This is a genomic window from Niveispirillum sp. CC-CTL257 (assembly GCF_059489915.1).
Genome location: NZ_JCAJXE010000001.1, coordinates 938376 through 952304 on the forward strand (window position 1 = coordinate 938376; position 13929 = coordinate 952304).

Genomic DNA, 13929 nt, shown 5'->3' on the forward strand with positions numbered 1-13929 from the left:
GAAAGGTGGTGGCGGTGGAACCGACAAGCTTTCCACCGCCACCCTTCTGGCGCACGCGCTATTGTGCGTTCGAGGTGATGGCCCGTGCTGAACGGCGCGCCATAACCCCGGATATGGTTGTGTCGGTACTTGAAAGGCCAGTGCGCAGGCTGGCGCAACCCAATGGCCGTGTGCGATATTGGGGCTTGGTTCGGGAACTGGGTGCCTATCTCAGCGTCATTACGCTGACCGATGGCCGCACTGTCCATACCTACTATATTGATGAGGAGTTCAGGCCATGAGCAGCAATGCCGTCTCCTACGATCAGTCGACCGACAGCCTCTATGTCAAAATCCGTCCCGGCGCTTCGGTTCGTCAGCGTTATGATGACGCACGGGATGTGATCATCGACTTGGGTGCGGATGGAGAACCCGTCGGCTACGACATCCAGTTCGCCAGCCAGCACGCCGACGTGATTGCCGAGGCCCTGGCGTTGTTGCAGAACTATTCGCGCGTGGCGGCCTGACCTCACGCCCGCTCCACCTCGTCCAGCGCCCAATCGAAGGCCGCTGCCTCTTCTTCCTCGTCCCCTGGCAGGGTGACATCCTCGTCCAGCGTCTCCAGTGTGATGCGCAAGCGCTGGCCCGGTTGGATGCCAAGCCGTTGGAAAATTTCGGGCATTTGTTCGGGGGTAACGTCGTTCAGTACCTGCCGCATGTTCAGGACCTCCGCGTAACGGTGTTTTCAGGGTAGCCATTCCGGATCGTTCCGGCAATGATGCTGCGCAAACCCAATGGCCCCAGCGCAGCAGAGACCATGACCCGTTTCCAAGGCACCCAGGATTACGTCGCCACCGATGACCTTCGCGTCGCCGTCAATGCTGCCATTACCTTACAGCGCCCGCTGTTGGTGAAGGGGGAGCCCGGTACCGGCAAGACGGTACTGGCGCAGGAGGTGGCGAAGGCCTTGGGTCGATCGCTGCTGTCCTGGCATGTAAAATCCACGACCAAGGCGCAGCAGGGACTTTACGAGTATGACGCCGTCTCCCGCCTGCGCGACAGCCAGCTGGGCGACCCGCGCGTCAAGGACATCAAGAACTATATCCGCAAAGGCCCGCTCTGGAACGCGTTTGAGGCCGACGAGCCGCCGGTCCTGCTGATTGACGAGATCGACAAGGCCGATATCGAGTTCCCCAACGACCTGTTGCAGGAACTCGACCGTATGGAATTCTTCGTCTACGAGACGGGGGAGACCATCAAGGCGGCCAAGCGTCCCGTGGTCATCATCACGTCCAACAATGAGAAGGAACTGCCCGACGCCTTTCTGCGCCGCTGCTTCTTCCACTATATCCGCTTCCCCGATGCCGACACGATGGCCCGGATCGTGGAGGTGCATTTCCCCGACCTGAAGGCCGAACTGCTGCGCGATGCCCTGACCCTGTTTTATGAAGTGCGCGACGTGCCCGGCCTGAAAAAGAAGCCCAGCACGTCGGAGCTGCTGGACTGGATCCGCCTGTTGCTGGTGGAGGATGTGTCGCCAGAGACGCTGCGTCAGCGCGATCCCAAGAAGCTTATCCCGCCGCTGCACGGGGCCTTGCTGAAGAACGAGCAGGATGTCCACCTGTTCGAACGTCTGGCCTTCTTGGCGCGGCGGAACAACGGCTGAGGCTTTGGAGTTTGGGGAGGCTATATCTCCCCGAAACTCTGCACCAGCGATCCGACGATCAGGTACCAGCCATCGATCAGCACAAAGAAGATCAGTTTGAACGGCAGTGAGATCATCGCTGGTGGCAGCATCATCATGCCCATGGCCATCAGCACCGACGACACCACCATGTCGATCACCAGGAACGGTACAAACACCAGGAACCCGATCTCAAAGCTGCGCTTCAGTTCCGACAGCATGAAGGCGGGGATCAGCACATGGATCGGCACATCCTCCGGCTTGGCCACCGGAGCTGTCTTGGACATATCCATGAAAAGCTGCAGGTCACGTTCGCGCACATGCCGGGTCATGAAGGCGTGGAACGGCTCGACCGCCCGCTTGAAGGCGGTGATCTCGTCGATCTCTTCATTGATCAGCGGGCGCAGGCCGCGTTCATAGGAGGCCTGGAGCGTCGGTGCCATGATGAAGAAGGTCAGGAACATGGCCAGACTGACCAGCACCTGATTGGGCGGCACCTGCATGGTGCCAAGGGCCGACCGCAGGAAGCTGAGCACGATGGTGATGCGCACGAAGCAGGTCATCATGATCAGGATGCTGGGTGCCAGCGACAGCACCGTCAGCAGCATTACGAACTGAATGATGCGGCCTGTGCCGCTGGCCCCCTGATCACCCAGGTCAAGCGACAGGCTTTGCGCCGCCGCCGGCCCCACCGACAGCAGCAACAGGCCCAGCAGGGGCAGGAGGGTACGGCGGATCAGCATCAACAGATGCGCCATCATGATGCGGCCCCCGCATGTTCCTGGCGATCCAGGGCCGTCTTGAAATCCCCCGGCGGAATAATCCCCGTCTCCACCACCCGGTCCTCCCCAATCCCCAGCAGCAGCAGATGTTCCACCCCGTCACGCCGCACCAGCACCAGCCGGCGGCGCGCGTCCAGTGCCATCACCTCCACCACGCTCAGCCTTTTATCACCTTTCCGGCGGACCGCCAGCCCGGCGGCGGGGCCGTAACGGCGCAGCAGCAGCGCGAAAACCGCGATCAGCGCCAGGACAACGCCCAGCGCCAGGATCAGCCGCAGATAATTGGCCGCGTCCATTCACATATCCTTGCCGGTGCGGTAGGCCTGGGCGGCGCGCATGCGGGTGGCATGCGTTTCCCGCCCGCCCAGCTTGTCGCCATGCACGCGTTCCAGGGTTCCCGCCACCTGATCCAGCGCCGCCATTACCTGTTCCAGTTTCGGCAGCAGGGATCGCGCCTGCGGTGGGGGCAGGGCCAGGATCGTGTCCAAGATGGGCTTCACCTCCCGCTCCAGACCATAGAGATCAACCATCTCCCCTTCGCCCAGGGTCTTGTCGCCCTGGGTCAGCAGGGACAGCAGACTGTCCAGCGTCTGACCGATATCGTCGGGGGCGGGCAGGGTGGGGATGGTGGGATTGTTGGTCATGGCGTTGTCGGCCGATCCAGGGGCTTCAGGTCAAGTTCACCCGCGCGTTCGTTCAGCGTGCCATTGGCGCGGTAAACATGGGCAAGGATTTCCGCCACGGCGGCAATGGCTTCAATGGGAATTTCACTTTCCACATCGACGGCGGCAAGAATTTCCGCAAGGTCGGCATCGGTGCGCACCTTCACGCCATGGGCAAAGGCCAGTTCCAGGATCTGTTCGGCCACCGCGCCATGCCCGCTGGCCACAATACGTGGCAGGTTCGGGTCGCCCCGTTCATGCCGCAGGGCCACGGCCACCTGTCGGCGGGCGGGGGCGGGCGGGGGGCTTTCAGTGGGTGGAGGCAACGGCGTGGCCCTTGTCGGATGTGCCATTCCGGGCGCGAAACCACCCTTGCGGCAGAAAGCATCTTAGCAGATGCGATTGTCCTGTGCGAGCCGGCTTCGCGCATGCGATTTCACGTTCCTTGGCGTCGCACTTGCGCTATGTTGGGAATGAAAACCGCTGGGCCGCCCCCGGCCCTGTGGTTTCGTCCCCGCAAAAGGCGGGCGCGGTGGCCGAAAGCCCACCCAAACAGCCAAAAATGGCGCGGAAATTGCATTAAATTTGGTCTGGAGAAGGTGCCTGTCAGGTGCCTTCATGGGCAAGGATGGAAGAAGGGTATCGCCATGGATCTGAAGGATAGCGGCATATTCCGCCTGATGTCGGACAAGATGGCCTGGCACAATCAACGGCAGGAGGTTCTGTCCAAGAACATCTCCAACGCCGATACGCCGGAATTCCGTCCCCATGATCTGGTGCAGTTCGACTTCAAGAAGCAGCTGCGCGAAACGGCCCGTATGCCGCTGGCGGGTGGGGAGAATGGTCATCTGTCGGGCACCATCGTGTCGAAGACCGGTTTCAAGGATGGGCAGGAACGCAGCCCGTATGAAACCGCGCCCGCCGGCAACGCCGTGGTTCTGGAAGAACAGATGATGAAGGTCGGCCAGAACGCCATGGAGTACCAGACCGTCACCAACCTGTACCGCAAGCAGGTTGGCATGCTGAAAACCGCGATGACGCCGCCGCGTTAAGACGCGCCGCTGCTGGCTGTTAGGGGGACCGGAATATGGATCTGATGAATTCGATGGCGGCATCGGCCGCCGGCATGAAGGTGCAGGGTACCCGCCTGCGCGTCATTGCCGAAAACCTGGCCAATGCCAATTCCACGGCCCCGTCGCCGGGCGATCTGCCGTACCGCCGCAAGGTGGTGATGTTCCAGAACGCGCTGGACAAGCAGATGGAAACCGATCTGGTCAAGGTCAAGAAGATTGATGTGGACCGCAGCGACTTCCAACGCCGCTATGATCCCGGTCACCCCTCAGCTGATGCCGACGGCTATGTGCTGCTGCCCAATGTCAATTCGCTGGTGGAAAGCATGGACATGCGCGAGGCGCAGCGTTCATACGAGGCGAACCTGAACACGCTGGACGCCACCCGTTCCATGATCATGCGTACCATCGACCTGCTGCGTTCCAACTGATTAACCCCATCCCCCGGACGGAAGAGACAGAGCCATGGCCATTCCCTTCAGCGGTGCCGCCGCCGCCTATGCCAGTGCCGCCACCCGCGGTCTCAGCGCGCCTTCCCGGTCCGGCCCGACGGAGGGGCCGTCCTTTGGTGACATGCTGGAAAGTGCCGTGGGGCAATCCATCCAGACCATGCACAAGGGCGAGGAGATGACGGCCAAGGGCGTGTTGGGCAAGGCCGATCTGGCCGATGTGGTCAACGCCGTCACCAATGCCGAAGTGACCTTGCAGGCGGTGGTCAATGTGCGCGACAAGGTGATTTCCGCCTATCAGGAAATCCTGCGCATGCCGATGTGACGGCAGGCCGGACCTATCATCATGAATGAGGCCGAGGCCATCGAGATTGTGCGCGATGCGCTGTTCACCACGATCATCGTCAGCTTGCCGCTGATGCTGATCGCACTGGTGGTCGGCCTTGCTATTTCCCTGTTCCAGGCGCTGACGCAGTTGCAGGAACAGACGCTGACCTTCGTGCCGAAGATCCTGATCCTGTTCACGGCCATGGTGTTTCTGCTGCCCTTCATGAACGGGCATCTGAAGGTTTTTACCGAGCGGATCATGGACCGGATCATCGCGGTGGGGACAGGCGTCGATAACGGGGACGATGGCTGATGTCGCTGGATGCGATCCTGGGCGGGTCCGTCTATGCTTTTCTGATGATTTTTGTGCGGCTGGGTTCCGCCTTCCTGATCATGCCCGGCTATGGCGAACAGTTCGTGTCGCCGCGTATCCGCCTGCTGTTCGCGCTGGCGGTTTCGTTTATTTTGCTGCCGATCCTGCTGCCAATCATGCCCAAACCGCCGACCAGCCCGGCTGATCTGACCTTGCTGATCATCGCCGAGGCGATGATCGGTATCTTTCTGGGAACCATCACCCGTATGCTGATGTCGGCGCTGGAAACGGCGGGTATGCTGATCGCCAATCAAGTGGGATTGTCAGCGGCACAGGCCTTTAACCCGGCCATGTCATCGCCCGGAAACGCGATATCTTCTATCCTCGGCGTGCTGGCCCTGATGCTGATTTTTGCCACCGATATGCATCACATGCTGCTGCTGGCTGTGGTGGACAGCTACTCTCTGTTTCAACCGGGGCAATGGCTACCCATTGGCGATGTGGCACAGCATCTGACCCGCGTGCTGGCCGACAGTTTTCTGATCGGCATGCAGCTTTCGGCGCCTTTCACGGTGATCGGGCTGCTGTTCTATCTGGGGCTTGGTCTGATCTCCCGCATGGTGCCACAGATCCAGGTGTTCTTTGTCGGTGCGCCAATCCAGATCGTGCTGGGCCTGATGCTGCTTGGCCTCAGCCTGACGGCCCTGATGACCTTCTGGCTGACCCGGTTCGAGGGTCAGCTTGTCAATATCCTGCAGCTGTGACGGGGAGGGCTCGCCATGGCTGAAGACCAGGATGATGACAGCAAAACAGAAGAACCTACTGGTAAACGGCTTCAGGACGCGCGCGAAAAAGGCCAAGTCCCGAAGTCGCAGGAATTCACCCACCTGTTCGTGCTCAGCGCCTCGCTGGTGCTGATCCTGATGGTGCTGCCCTGGTCATTCGGGCGAATAACGGCATCAATCACACCGTTCATTGAGCAACCGCACGCCATCATCATGGATGGCGGGGCCTTGACCACGGTTTTCACCGACCTGATCACCAGCACCTTGATCTCCATGGTGGTGCCGCTGGTCATTCTGCTGATTGCCGGTGTCACCGCCTCCATCGTGCAGGTCGGCTTTCTGGTGACGACCGAGAAATTCATGCAGTTCGATTTGAACCGCCTGAATCCCTTGCCGGCGTTGGCCCAGAAATTCTCGATGAAGAATCTGGTGGAGTTTCTGAAATCGCTGGCCAAGCTGGTGATTGTTTCCATCGTCGTCTACGTCATGCTGCGACCACTTTGGGATTCGGTCGATCACTTCATCTCGATGGCGATCATCGACATTGTGAAGGAGACGCAGCATCTGGCCGCCAAGATCATCTTCGCCGTTATTCTGGTTCTGCTGACGCTGGCGGGCGCCGACTATATTTATCAGCGCTATACGTTCATGAAGCAGATGCGCATGACGAAGCAGGAGATCAAGGAAGAGTTCAAGCAGGCGGAAGGTGATCCGCTGATCAAGGGCAAGATCCGGCAACTGCGTATGGAACGCGCCCGCAACCGCATGATGGGTAATATCCCCACCGCCGACGTGGTGGTGACCAACCCTACGCACTATGCTGTGGCGCTGAAATATGATCCCTCCGTCATGGGTGCGCCGACGGTTGTGGCCAAGGGCGTGGATCATCTGGCCATGCGCATCCGCGAAATCGCGGAGGAGCATGACGTGCCATTGATCACCAACCCCGCCCTGGCTCGCGCGCTCTATGCCACGGCAGAGGTGAATGAGGAAATCCCCACCGACCATTACAAGGCCGTGGCGGAAATCATCTCCTACGTCTTCAAGATGAAGCGCAAGCCCATCCCCCGGTGAGGCAAGCCCCCTAACTGTTTGTCGCGTCTGACATTCCCCTTCGTGTAGAATGATGGCCCGCCGACAGACACGACCGGTGTTCCCATGCGCAAATCCACCCCCGTCGCCCGTTCCGGCCTGAACCCGACCGCGCGCGCCGCCGGTCTCTGGGCGCTGGTGATGGTGTTGGCCGGTGTTGCCGCCATGGTCTGGCTGGCCCGGCTGGATGGACCGCCGCCGGCGGAATGGGCCGCCGGTCTGCGGGGGGGCGTGGCGGTATGGCTGGGGGGCGGGGTTCTGGCCTTTGCGGCGATCATGCTGGTCCGTACCGTGGCGGAACGGGCAGGCGGGGTGGAGGAGCGGCGCCACCTGCTGGCCCGCGCGCTGGAGGCGGCCCCCGTGCCGATGGTGATTGTGGGCAGCGATGGACGATCCCTGCATTACAACCCGGCTTTTCGTGATCTGGCGCAACCGGGAACACAACCGCCCCTGTCGGCGCTGGGTGCTGCGGCGGGAACCGGCCTGGCGCCCCTGGAGATCAAGCGCTTGCTGGCAGCGGTGGAGCGCGGACTGGACGGGGATGCAGAAATCAGCTTTGCTGATGGTCGCCGGTTTCGTGTGACGGCGCGACCGCTAGATGGCATTCCCGGATGTTCTGTCTGGCAGGTTCCGCCCCTGGAGACAGCATCTGCCCCTGTGGTGCAGACGCCGCCCCCAACAGTTCCGGCAGCGGATCTGGCGGAGATTGAGCGGCTGCGCTGCGATCTGGCCCGGATTGAGGAGCGGTTTCGCCGTTTCTTTGACTATGCGCCCATCGGCATTGCCTTGATTGATGCCGATCTGCGGCTGGCGGAATGCAACGATACCGTCTTGGCCCTGTCCGGCCTGTCGCGGGACGACGCCCAGGGTCGCCCTGTGGTCAACCTGTTCAAGCGGGATCAGCGGACGGCCATTCAGCAGCGCCTGTCCGCCATCCGCGACGGGGGCGAAGGTGGCCCCGCGCATGAGGCGCAGCTGCGCGGGGCCCATGGCCCGATTGTGCATCTTTATGCCCGCCGGGACGATGGCGCGCCCGCCGCCGGCGTTGTTCTGCACATGGTCGACATGACCAATCAGAAGAACCTGGAGGCGCAGTTCGTCCAGTCACAGAAGATGCAGGCCATCGGGCAGCTGGCCGGTGGCGTGGCGCATGATTTCAACAATCTGCTGACGGCGATGATCGGCTTCTGTGACCTGCTGCTGCTGCGGCACAAGCCGGGCGACCATTCCTTCACTGACATCATGCAGATCAAGCAGAATGCCAACCGCGCGGCCAATCTGGTGCGTCAGTTGCTGGCCTTCTCCCGGCAGCAGACCTTGCAGCCGCGTGTTCTTTCGGTCACCGATGTCCTGGCAGAACTGTCGAACCTGCTGCGCCGGCTGATCGGTGAGAATATCGAACTGAAGATGCTGCATGGCCGCGACCTGGGACTGGTCAAGGTCGACCAGGGGCAGCTGGAGCAGGTGATCATCAATCTCTGCGTCAATGCCCGCGACGCCATGGCGGAGACGGGCGGCCGCCTGACAGTCGTCACCTCGAACCTGAACGTCATCAACCCGGTGCAGCGGGCGACGGAGACGATGCCGCCTGGCGATTATGTGGTGATCGAGGTGATCGATACCGGTGTCGGCATCCCGGCTGAGAACCTGCAACGCATCTTCGAACCGTTCTTTTCCACCAAGGAACTGGGGTCCGGCACGGGGCTGGGCCTGTCCACAGTCTATGGTATCGTGCGGCAGACGGGTGGGTTTGTGTTCGTCGACAGTGCGCCCGGCGATGGTGCCAAATTCTCCATCTACCTGCCGCGTTACCAAGAAGAGGGCGTGCAGGCCGCCACCCTGGATAAGGGCGAAAAGGGCAGCGCCGACCTGACCGGGACGGGCCGTATCCTGCTGGTGGAGGATGAGGACGCCGTCCGCGTCTTCTCCGCCCGCGCCCTTCGCAACAAAGGGTATGAGGTGGTGGAGGCCAAAAGTGGGGAGGCGGCGCTGGACCTGCTGCGCCGTCCCGACCGGCCCGAGGTGGACCTGATCGTCACTGATGTGGTGATGCCGCAACTGGACGGCCCGGCCATGATCCGCGCGGTGCGGGAGTTCATGCCCGATGTGAAGGTGATCTTCATCTCCGGCTATGCCGAAGAGCGGTTCCGCAGTTCCGTCGGCGGCGGGGAGGTGGTGGAGTTCCTGCCCAAGCCTTTCAGCCTGAAACAGCTGGCCGGCAAGGTGAAGGAGGTCATGGAGCAGTGAGGGATTGCCTCACCGGGCCAGTTTCGGTCCAGCCTGTACGCTGACCTCACCCGTCCGGTTCAGCGCCTTGGCCAGTGCGTCCAGCCGGCGCTGGACGCTGTCGCCCGTCAGCATGGCGGCGTCTTCGGGCAGGAACAGGGTCAGTTTCTGATCACCCAGACGCAACAATGTCCGCTGCAACAGGGTTGCCGCACCACCAGTCAGCGTATGGGCGAGGCGAAGGGCAAGACCGACAATATAGGCCCGCGTCAGCGCCCCTTCCTTCAGCAGGCCACGGGCCGGCGCCAGGATGGGACTGTCCAAGGTGCCAGCATAGCGGACATGGACGGCCGTCGCCAGGAAGGCGCGTTCGGCATGGTCCACGCCCGCGAACGGCATGCGCAGGATACGCAGGAAGGCATGTTCGGCGCGGTAATCGGGATGTTCGGCCCAGCCCAGATCGGACAGCAGACAGGCCGCCTGACGCAGACGCCGGGCCGTCGGGTCTTCCCCCACAAACAGCGGCGCGGTCCAGCCGGTCAGGATTTCGGCATGGCCGAAACGGCCAATGCGTTCGGCCACATCCTCGCACGCCGTGATCAGCGGGTCCTGCCGCTTTTCCGGCGCATTCAGCAGATCGTAAAGATGCCCTTCGCGCAGGCCATAGGCGGAGAAGGTGACGCGGGATGGCTGCACCGCCTTCAGCACCCGTTCCATGACCAGGGCGGCCAGTGGCAAGGTGTCCAGGCGGCGCTTTGATACGCCCTGCATCTTTTCCAGGTTGCTGCGTCCGGCACGGGCCACGGCGCCCGCGAACTCCGCCATGGCGGCACCATCCACACTATATTGATGGATGATGTGCAGGGGGTGGTTCACCTGTTCCAGATGCATCTTGGCCAGCGCGCGCCAGGCGCCGCCGACCGGGTAATAGGTGCGGCCTTTACCGCGGGCCAGCCAATCCAGCTTGGACAGATGCTGATCGATCAGCTTGGCGGCGGGGCCGGGCTTGCCCTCCGTCGCCTCCAGCAGGCGCAGCGGACCCAAAGGCGTGGTCACCTGCGCCCCGATCTCCCCCTTTTCCAGCAGCACCAGTTCCAGACTGCCGCCGCCCAGGTCACCGGCCAGCCCTTCGGCATTGGGGGCACCGGACAGCACACCCAGTGCGGCCAGCCGCGCCTCTTCCTCACCGGACAGGACATCGACGTGAAAGCCGGTGCGGCGCGTGATCTCGGCGACGAAATCGGCCCCGTCGGCGGCATCACGGACAGCCGCCGTGGCCAGCACATCGACGCGACGGACCTGCATGCCTTCCAGCAGGCGGCGGAACCGGACAAGATTATCCAATGCCAGCACGACGCCGTCGGGGTTAAGCTTGCCCGTCCGTTCCACCGTTTTGCCCAGGCTAGGCAGCACCTTTTCATTGAAAAGGGCGACGGGCGACCGGGTCAGCTTCTCATAGACGACGCAACGCATCGAATTGGAACCGACATCGATGACCGCGAGACGGTCGTCGGCATGGGCGTGATCCACGTTCGGGTGATCCGCTTTCAGTGACAACATCGGTGAGAATGCCGGGTTACGGGAAATTGCTCAACACCAGTTTCGGCGGCAGACGCGCCTCCGTCGTGGCACTGCCCCGGCCCGAAAGGCTGGGGTTGGTCATGAAATAGGTATGGGCGTTAAAGCTTTCGAGGCAAGCCTCCACGCGGCGGTATGTCGCGTCGGGTTGCAGGACCCAGCTCTGCGTATTGTCCTTGAGGTTGGCGACCATGATCTGGTCCAGCACCTGCTGATGCACCGTCGGGTTTTCGATGGGCACCAGGGTTTCGATGCGGCGATCCAGGTTGCGGGGCATCCAGTCGGCGGACGAGATGAAAATCTTCGCCTGCCGCGAGGGCAGGCCATGGCCGTTGCCGAAACAGATGACGCGGCCATGTTCCAGGAACCGGCCCACGATCGACTTCACATGGATATTCTCCGACAGGCCCGGCACGCCAGGGCGCAGACAGCAGATGCCACGGATCACCAACTCGATCTTCACGCCGTTCTGCGATGCCTCATACAGCTTGTCGATCAGCTTGGCATCGACAAGGCTGTTCAGCTTCACCCAGATCTGGGCGGGGCGGCCGGCATGGGCATGCGCGATTTCCGCGTCGATCAGTTCGACCAGACGCTGGCGCAGGGTGATGGGCGCGATGGAGATTTTCTCCAGCGCCTTGGGCGTGGCGTAACCGGTCATGTAATTGAACATGTGGGCCGCGTCATGGCCCAGTGCCACGTCGCAGGTGAAGAAGGACAGGTCGGTGTAAACCTTGGCCGTGATCGGGTGGTAATTGCCGGTGCCGAAATGCACATAGGTGCGCAGCCCATGGCTTTCGCGGCGGACGACCAGCGACACCTTGGCATGGGTCTTCAGGTCCACGAAGCCATAGACCACCTGCACGCCGGCGCGTTCCATGTCGCGGGCCCAGCGGATATTGGCCTCTTCATCGAACCGCGCCTTCAGCTCCACCAACGCCGTCACCGACTTGCCCTGCTCGGCGGCGTCGATGAGGGCGGCCACGATGGGGCTGTTCTTGGAGGTGCGGTAGAGGGTCTGCTTGATGGCGAGCACGTTCGGGTCGGCAGCAGCCTGACGCAGGAACTGCACCACCACGTCGAAGCTTTCGAACGGGTGGTGGACGACAATGTCCTTCTGCCGGATGGCGGCAAAGCAATCGCCACCGAAATCACGGATACGTTCGGGGAAACGGGCATTATAGGGCGGGAACAGCAGGTCGGGCCGGTCATCGCCGATGATCTGCTTGGTATCAGCCAGCCCGATCAGCCCATCCAGCACGAACACATCGTCATTGGAAACGTTCAGTTCATCGACCAGGAAGGCGCGCAGCTCCTTCGACATGCCGGCATTCACGGCCAGCCGGATGACGCTGCCGCGCTTGCGCCGCTTCAAGGCTGACTCAAAGGTGCGAACCAGATCTTCCGCCTCTTCCTCAATCTCCATTTCGCTGTCGCGCAGCACGCGGAACACGCCATGGCCCTTCAGGACGAAAGGCGGGAACAGGCGGGAGATGAAGGTCAGGACCACCTGTTCCAGCAGGACATAGCGCGTCTCATTGCCCGGCAAGCGGATGAACCGCTCCAATTGCGTTGGCAGCAGGACCAGCGCGTCCAGGTTCGTCCCCTTCTGCGGATCGAACAATTGCAGGGCCAGCGCGAAGCCGCTGGAGGGCAGGAAGGGGAACGGGTGGGCCGGATCGACCGCGATGGGGGTCAGGACGGGGAAAATCTCGTCAATGAAGCGGGCTTCCAGCCAGTCATGCTCCGACGCGGTCAATTCGTCAGGATCGACGACGGCGATGCCGTTGGTGCGCAGCAGCTTGCGCAGCATCAGCCAGCACACCTGCTGGTCGCGCATCACCTCCGTCACCCGGTAATTGATGGCGGCCAGCTGCTGCGCCGGGGTAAGGTTGTCGTCGGATGGGGTGGCGACCTTGGCCGCGACCTGCGCCTTCAGGCCCGCGACGCGGACTGTGTAGAATTCATCCAGGTTGCTGGCCGAAATGGACAGAAACCGCAGCCGTTCCAGCAGTGGATGCTGGTTATTGTACGCCTCTTCCAGCACACGCTGGTTGAAGGCCAGCCAGGACAGTTCACGGTTGATGAACCGTTCGGGGCTGTCAGCATCAATGCCGCTTTTGGACGGGATCAGCGCATTGGCGATCAGCGTGTCGGCCAGCAAGGCATCGGGCTGTGCGGCGGTCGGCAGCGTATCGGGGGCGGCGGTCACGGCGATCTCGTCCTTCTGGTCCTGCGGGGCGGCGGCAGTATATGTTGCTTCTGTGACGGTTTTGGGTACACGGGTCCCGCGCGGGCGGCGACGCTGCCCTGCTGTTCCAGTTCCGCCATCCTTGCCATGGGTCGTCATGAAGACACTCTATCTGCTGCGGCACGCCAAATCGGACTGGGATGACCCGCGCCTGGCCGATCATGACCGGCCGTTGAGCGCGCGGGGCCATCGCGCCGCCGCGACGATGGCGAATTATTGGACCGCGCGCAAGGGTGGGCCGCCCCGTCCCGACCTTGTCGTCTGTTCCACGGCGGTGCGGGCGCGTGCCACGCTGGAGATTGTGGCGGCTGCCTGGGGCACGGACCTGCCGCCCACCAGCTTTGACCGGTCGATTTATCTGTGTGGGGAGGAGTTGCTGCTGGACCGGGTGAAGGCCCTGCCGGAACAGGTGGAGGCGGCCCTGTTCGTGGGCCACAATCCCGATTTCCAGCTTCTGGCCCGTGACCTGTGTGGCCTGGGGGATGCAGGACTGCGTCAGTCCCTGGCGACCAAGCTGCCCACCTGCTCCTTTGTAGAAATCACCCTGCCGGATGGGATGAATTGGCGGGATCTGACATGGGGAAGCTGTACCCTGTCTGGCTTCACGCGGCCGCGCGATCTGGAAGAACGGTAACCGAAGGTCATTGCCCCTTCCGTCCCATGCCGCACTGCGGTATGTGAAGGGGGACTTCCCTGACGGAACCGACGCGCGAGCCCCCTTGAACGCAAAGC

Annotated in this window: 18 protein-coding genes; 11 read left to right on the forward strand and 7 right to left on the reverse strand. The window is 62.2% G+C overall.

Annotated elements, in window-relative coordinates; genetic code table 11:
• The first annotated feature begins 14 nt into the window (after positions 1-14).
• Both ABC729_RS04555 and ABC729_RS04560 read left to right on the forward strand, forming a co-directional pair.
• Positions 15-281, forward strand: coding sequence for a hypothetical protein (locus ABC729_RS04555; protein ID WP_495606462.1), 267 nt, complete (start codon positions 15-17; stop codon positions 279-281).
• Positions 278-505, forward strand: coding sequence for a DUF2283 domain-containing protein (locus tag ABC729_RS04560; protein ID WP_292906315.1), 228 nt, complete (start codon positions 278-280; stop codon positions 503-505). The genes ABC729_RS04555 and ABC729_RS04560 overlap by 4 nt, the downstream gene beginning before the upstream one ends.
• A gap of 2 nt (positions 506-507) precedes the next feature.
• Here ABC729_RS04560 and ABC729_RS04565 read toward each other — a convergent pair whose 3' ends face one another.
• Entirely contained in the window at positions 508-696 is a 189-nt protein-coding gene (locus ABC729_RS04565) for a hypothetical protein (RefSeq protein WP_495606463.1), read from the reverse strand.
• 99 nt (positions 697-795) lie between these two features.
• Here ABC729_RS04565 and ABC729_RS04570 point away from each other — a divergent pair, with 99 nt between their 5' ends.
• On the forward strand, positions 796-1644 hold the full coding sequence (locus ABC729_RS04570) for an AAA family ATPase (RefSeq protein WP_495606464.1): 849 nt from the start codon (positions 796-798) through the stop codon (positions 1642-1644).
• Positions 1645-1664: 20 nt separating this feature from the next.
• Here the strand turns inward: ABC729_RS04570 and fliP are convergent, their stop codons facing one another.
• Genes fliP through ABC729_RS04590 form a run of 4 tightly spaced genes read right to left on the reverse strand, consistent with a single transcriptional unit; the run spans position 1665 to position 3459 of the window.
• On the reverse strand, positions 1665-2420 hold the full coding sequence (gene fliP / locus ABC729_RS04575; RefSeq protein WP_495608640.1) for a flagellar type III secretion system pore protein FliP: 756 nt from the start codon (positions 2418-2420) through the stop codon (positions 1665-1667).
• On the reverse strand, positions 2420-2740 hold the full coding sequence (locus ABC729_RS04580; protein WP_495606465.1) for a flagellar biosynthetic protein FliO: 321 nt from the start codon (positions 2738-2740) through the stop codon (positions 2420-2422). Before ABC729_RS04580 ends, fliP begins: the two co-directional genes overlap by 1 nt.
• Positions 2741-3088 (reverse strand): hypothetical protein, encoded by a 348-nt coding sequence (locus ABC729_RS04585; protein ID WP_495606466.1) that lies wholly within the window; start codon positions 3086-3088, stop codon positions 2741-2743. It lies immediately after the preceding gene.
• Complete coding sequence (locus tag ABC729_RS04590) at positions 3085-3459, reverse strand: EscU/YscU/HrcU family type III secretion system export apparatus switch protein (RefSeq protein WP_495606467.1); 375 nt, start codon at positions 3457-3459, stop codon at positions 3085-3087. Before ABC729_RS04590 ends, ABC729_RS04585 begins: the two co-directional genes overlap by 4 nt.
• A gap of 294 nt (positions 3460-3753) precedes the next feature.
• On the opposite strand from ABC729_RS04590, the gene flgB reads away from it, so the two are divergent.
• From flgB to ABC729_RS04625, 7 genes are all read left to right on the forward strand, one after another.
• Positions 3754-4158, forward strand: a complete 405-nt coding sequence (gene flgB / locus ABC729_RS04595; protein WP_495606468.1) for a flagellar basal body rod protein FlgB — start codon at positions 3754-3756, stop codon at positions 4156-4158.
• Positions 4159-4193: 35 nt separating this feature from the next.
• The gene (gene flgC, locus ABC729_RS04600; RefSeq protein ID WP_495606469.1) at positions 4194-4607 is read left to right on the forward strand and encodes a flagellar basal body rod protein FlgC; all 414 of its coding nucleotides are present in this window, start codon (positions 4194-4196) and stop codon (positions 4605-4607) included.
• A 34-nt stretch (positions 4608-4641) separates the two neighbouring features.
• Positions 4642-4950 (forward strand): flagellar hook-basal body complex protein FliE, encoded by a 309-nt coding sequence (gene fliE, locus ABC729_RS04605; RefSeq protein ID WP_495606470.1) that lies wholly within the window; start codon positions 4642-4644, stop codon positions 4948-4950.
• Positions 4951-4971: 21 nt separating this feature from the next.
• Positions 4972-5265 (forward strand): flagellar biosynthesis protein FliQ, encoded by a 294-nt coding sequence (fliQ, locus tag ABC729_RS04610; RefSeq protein ID WP_054169560.1) that lies wholly within the window; start codon positions 4972-4974, stop codon positions 5263-5265.
• Positions 5265-6029 carry a flagellar biosynthetic protein FliR gene (gene fliR / locus ABC729_RS04615; protein WP_495606471.1) on the forward strand — a complete coding sequence of 255 codons (765 nt, stop codon included), beginning with the start codon at positions 5265-5267 and terminating at the stop codon, positions 6027-6029. The genes fliQ and fliR overlap by 1 nt, the downstream gene beginning before the upstream one ends.
• A 15-nt stretch (positions 6030-6044) precedes the next feature.
• Positions 6045-7124: a flagellar biosynthesis protein FlhB gene (flhB, locus tag ABC729_RS04620; protein ID WP_495606472.1), complete on the forward strand. Its 1080-nt coding sequence runs from the start codon at positions 6045-6047 to the stop codon at positions 7122-7124.
• Positions 7125-7208: 84 nt separating this feature from the next.
• Positions 7209-9389 carry a PAS domain-containing hybrid sensor histidine kinase/response regulator gene (locus tag ABC729_RS04625; RefSeq protein ID WP_495606473.1) on the forward strand — a complete coding sequence of 727 codons (2181 nt, stop codon included), beginning with the start codon at positions 7209-7211 and terminating at the stop codon, positions 9387-9389.
• Positions 9390-9398: 9 nt separating this feature from the next.
• Here the strand turns inward: ABC729_RS04625 and ABC729_RS04630 are convergent, their stop codons facing one another.
• Positions 9399-10898, reverse strand: coding sequence for a Ppx/GppA phosphatase family protein (locus ABC729_RS04630; protein WP_495606474.1), 1500 nt, complete (start codon positions 10896-10898; stop codon positions 9399-9401).
• A 46-nt stretch (positions 10899-10944) separates the two neighbouring features.
• Positions 10945-13296: an RNA degradosome polyphosphate kinase gene (locus tag ABC729_RS04635; RefSeq protein ID WP_495606475.1), complete on the reverse strand. Its 2352-nt coding sequence runs from the start codon at positions 13294-13296 to the stop codon at positions 10945-10947.
• Here ABC729_RS04635 and ABC729_RS04640 point away from each other — a divergent pair.
• Positions 13295-13831, forward strand: coding sequence for a SixA phosphatase family protein (locus ABC729_RS04640; protein WP_495606476.1), 537 nt, complete (start codon positions 13295-13297; stop codon positions 13829-13831). The two genes, ABC729_RS04635 and ABC729_RS04640, sit on opposite strands and share 2 nt — an antisense overlap.
• Positions 13832-13929 lie beyond the last annotated feature (98 nt).

Bases quoted from the DNA above. Each gene is read 5' to 3' on its own strand.
- ABC729_RS04565 (WP_495606463.1), bottom strand. From the start codon at position 696: ATGCGGCAGGTACTGAACGACGTTACCCCCGAACAAATGCCCGAAATT.
- fliR (WP_495606471.1), top strand. From the start codon at position 5,265: ATGTCGCTGGATGCGATCCTGGGCGGGTCCGTCTATGCTTTTCTGATG.
- flhB (WP_495606472.1), top strand. From the start codon at position 6,045: ATGGCTGAAGACCAGGATGATGACAGCAAAACAGAAGAACCTACTGGT.
- ABC729_RS04560 (WP_292906315.1), top strand. From the start codon at position 278: ATGAGCAGCAATGCCGTCTCCTACGATCAGTCGACCGACAGCCTCTAT.
- fliQ (WP_054169560.1), top strand. From the start codon at position 4,972: ATGAATGAGGCCGAGGCCATCGAGATTGTGCGCGATGCGCTGTTCACC.
- ABC729_RS04625 (WP_495606473.1), top strand. From the start codon at position 7,209: ATGCGCAAATCCACCCCCGTCGCCCGTTCCGGCCTGAACCCGACCGCG.
- ABC729_RS04640 (WP_495606476.1), top strand. From the start codon at position 13,295: ATGAAGACACTCTATCTGCTGCGGCACGCCAAATCGGACTGGGATGAC.
- ABC729_RS04580 (WP_495606465.1), bottom strand. From the start codon at position 2,740: ATGGACGCGGCCAATTATCTGCGGCTGATCCTGGCGCTGGGCGTTGTC.
- ABC729_RS04590 (WP_495606467.1), bottom strand. From the start codon at position 3,459: ATGGCACATCCGACAAGGGCCACGCCGTTGCCTCCACCCACTGAAAGC.
- ABC729_RS04585 (WP_495606466.1), bottom strand. From the start codon at position 3,088: ATGACCAACAATCCCACCATCCCCACCCTGCCCGCCCCCGACGATATC.
- flgB (WP_495606468.1), top strand. From the start codon at position 3,754: ATGGATCTGAAGGATAGCGGCATATTCCGCCTGATGTCGGACAAGATG.
- fliE (WP_495606470.1), top strand. From the start codon at position 4,642: ATGGCCATTCCCTTCAGCGGTGCCGCCGCCGCCTATGCCAGTGCCGCC.
- fliP (WP_495608640.1), bottom strand. From the start codon at position 2,420: ATGGCGCATCTGTTGATGCTGATCCGCCGTACCCTCCTGCCCCTGCTG.
- ABC729_RS04570 (WP_495606464.1), top strand. From the start codon at position 796: ATGACCCGTTTCCAAGGCACCCAGGATTACGTCGCCACCGATGACCTT.
- flgC (WP_495606469.1), top strand. From the start codon at position 4,194: ATGGATCTGATGAATTCGATGGCGGCATCGGCCGCCGGCATGAAGGTG.
- ABC729_RS04635 (WP_495606475.1), bottom strand. From the start codon at position 13,296: ATGACGACCCATGGCAAGGATGGCGGAACTGGAACAGCAGGGCAGCGT.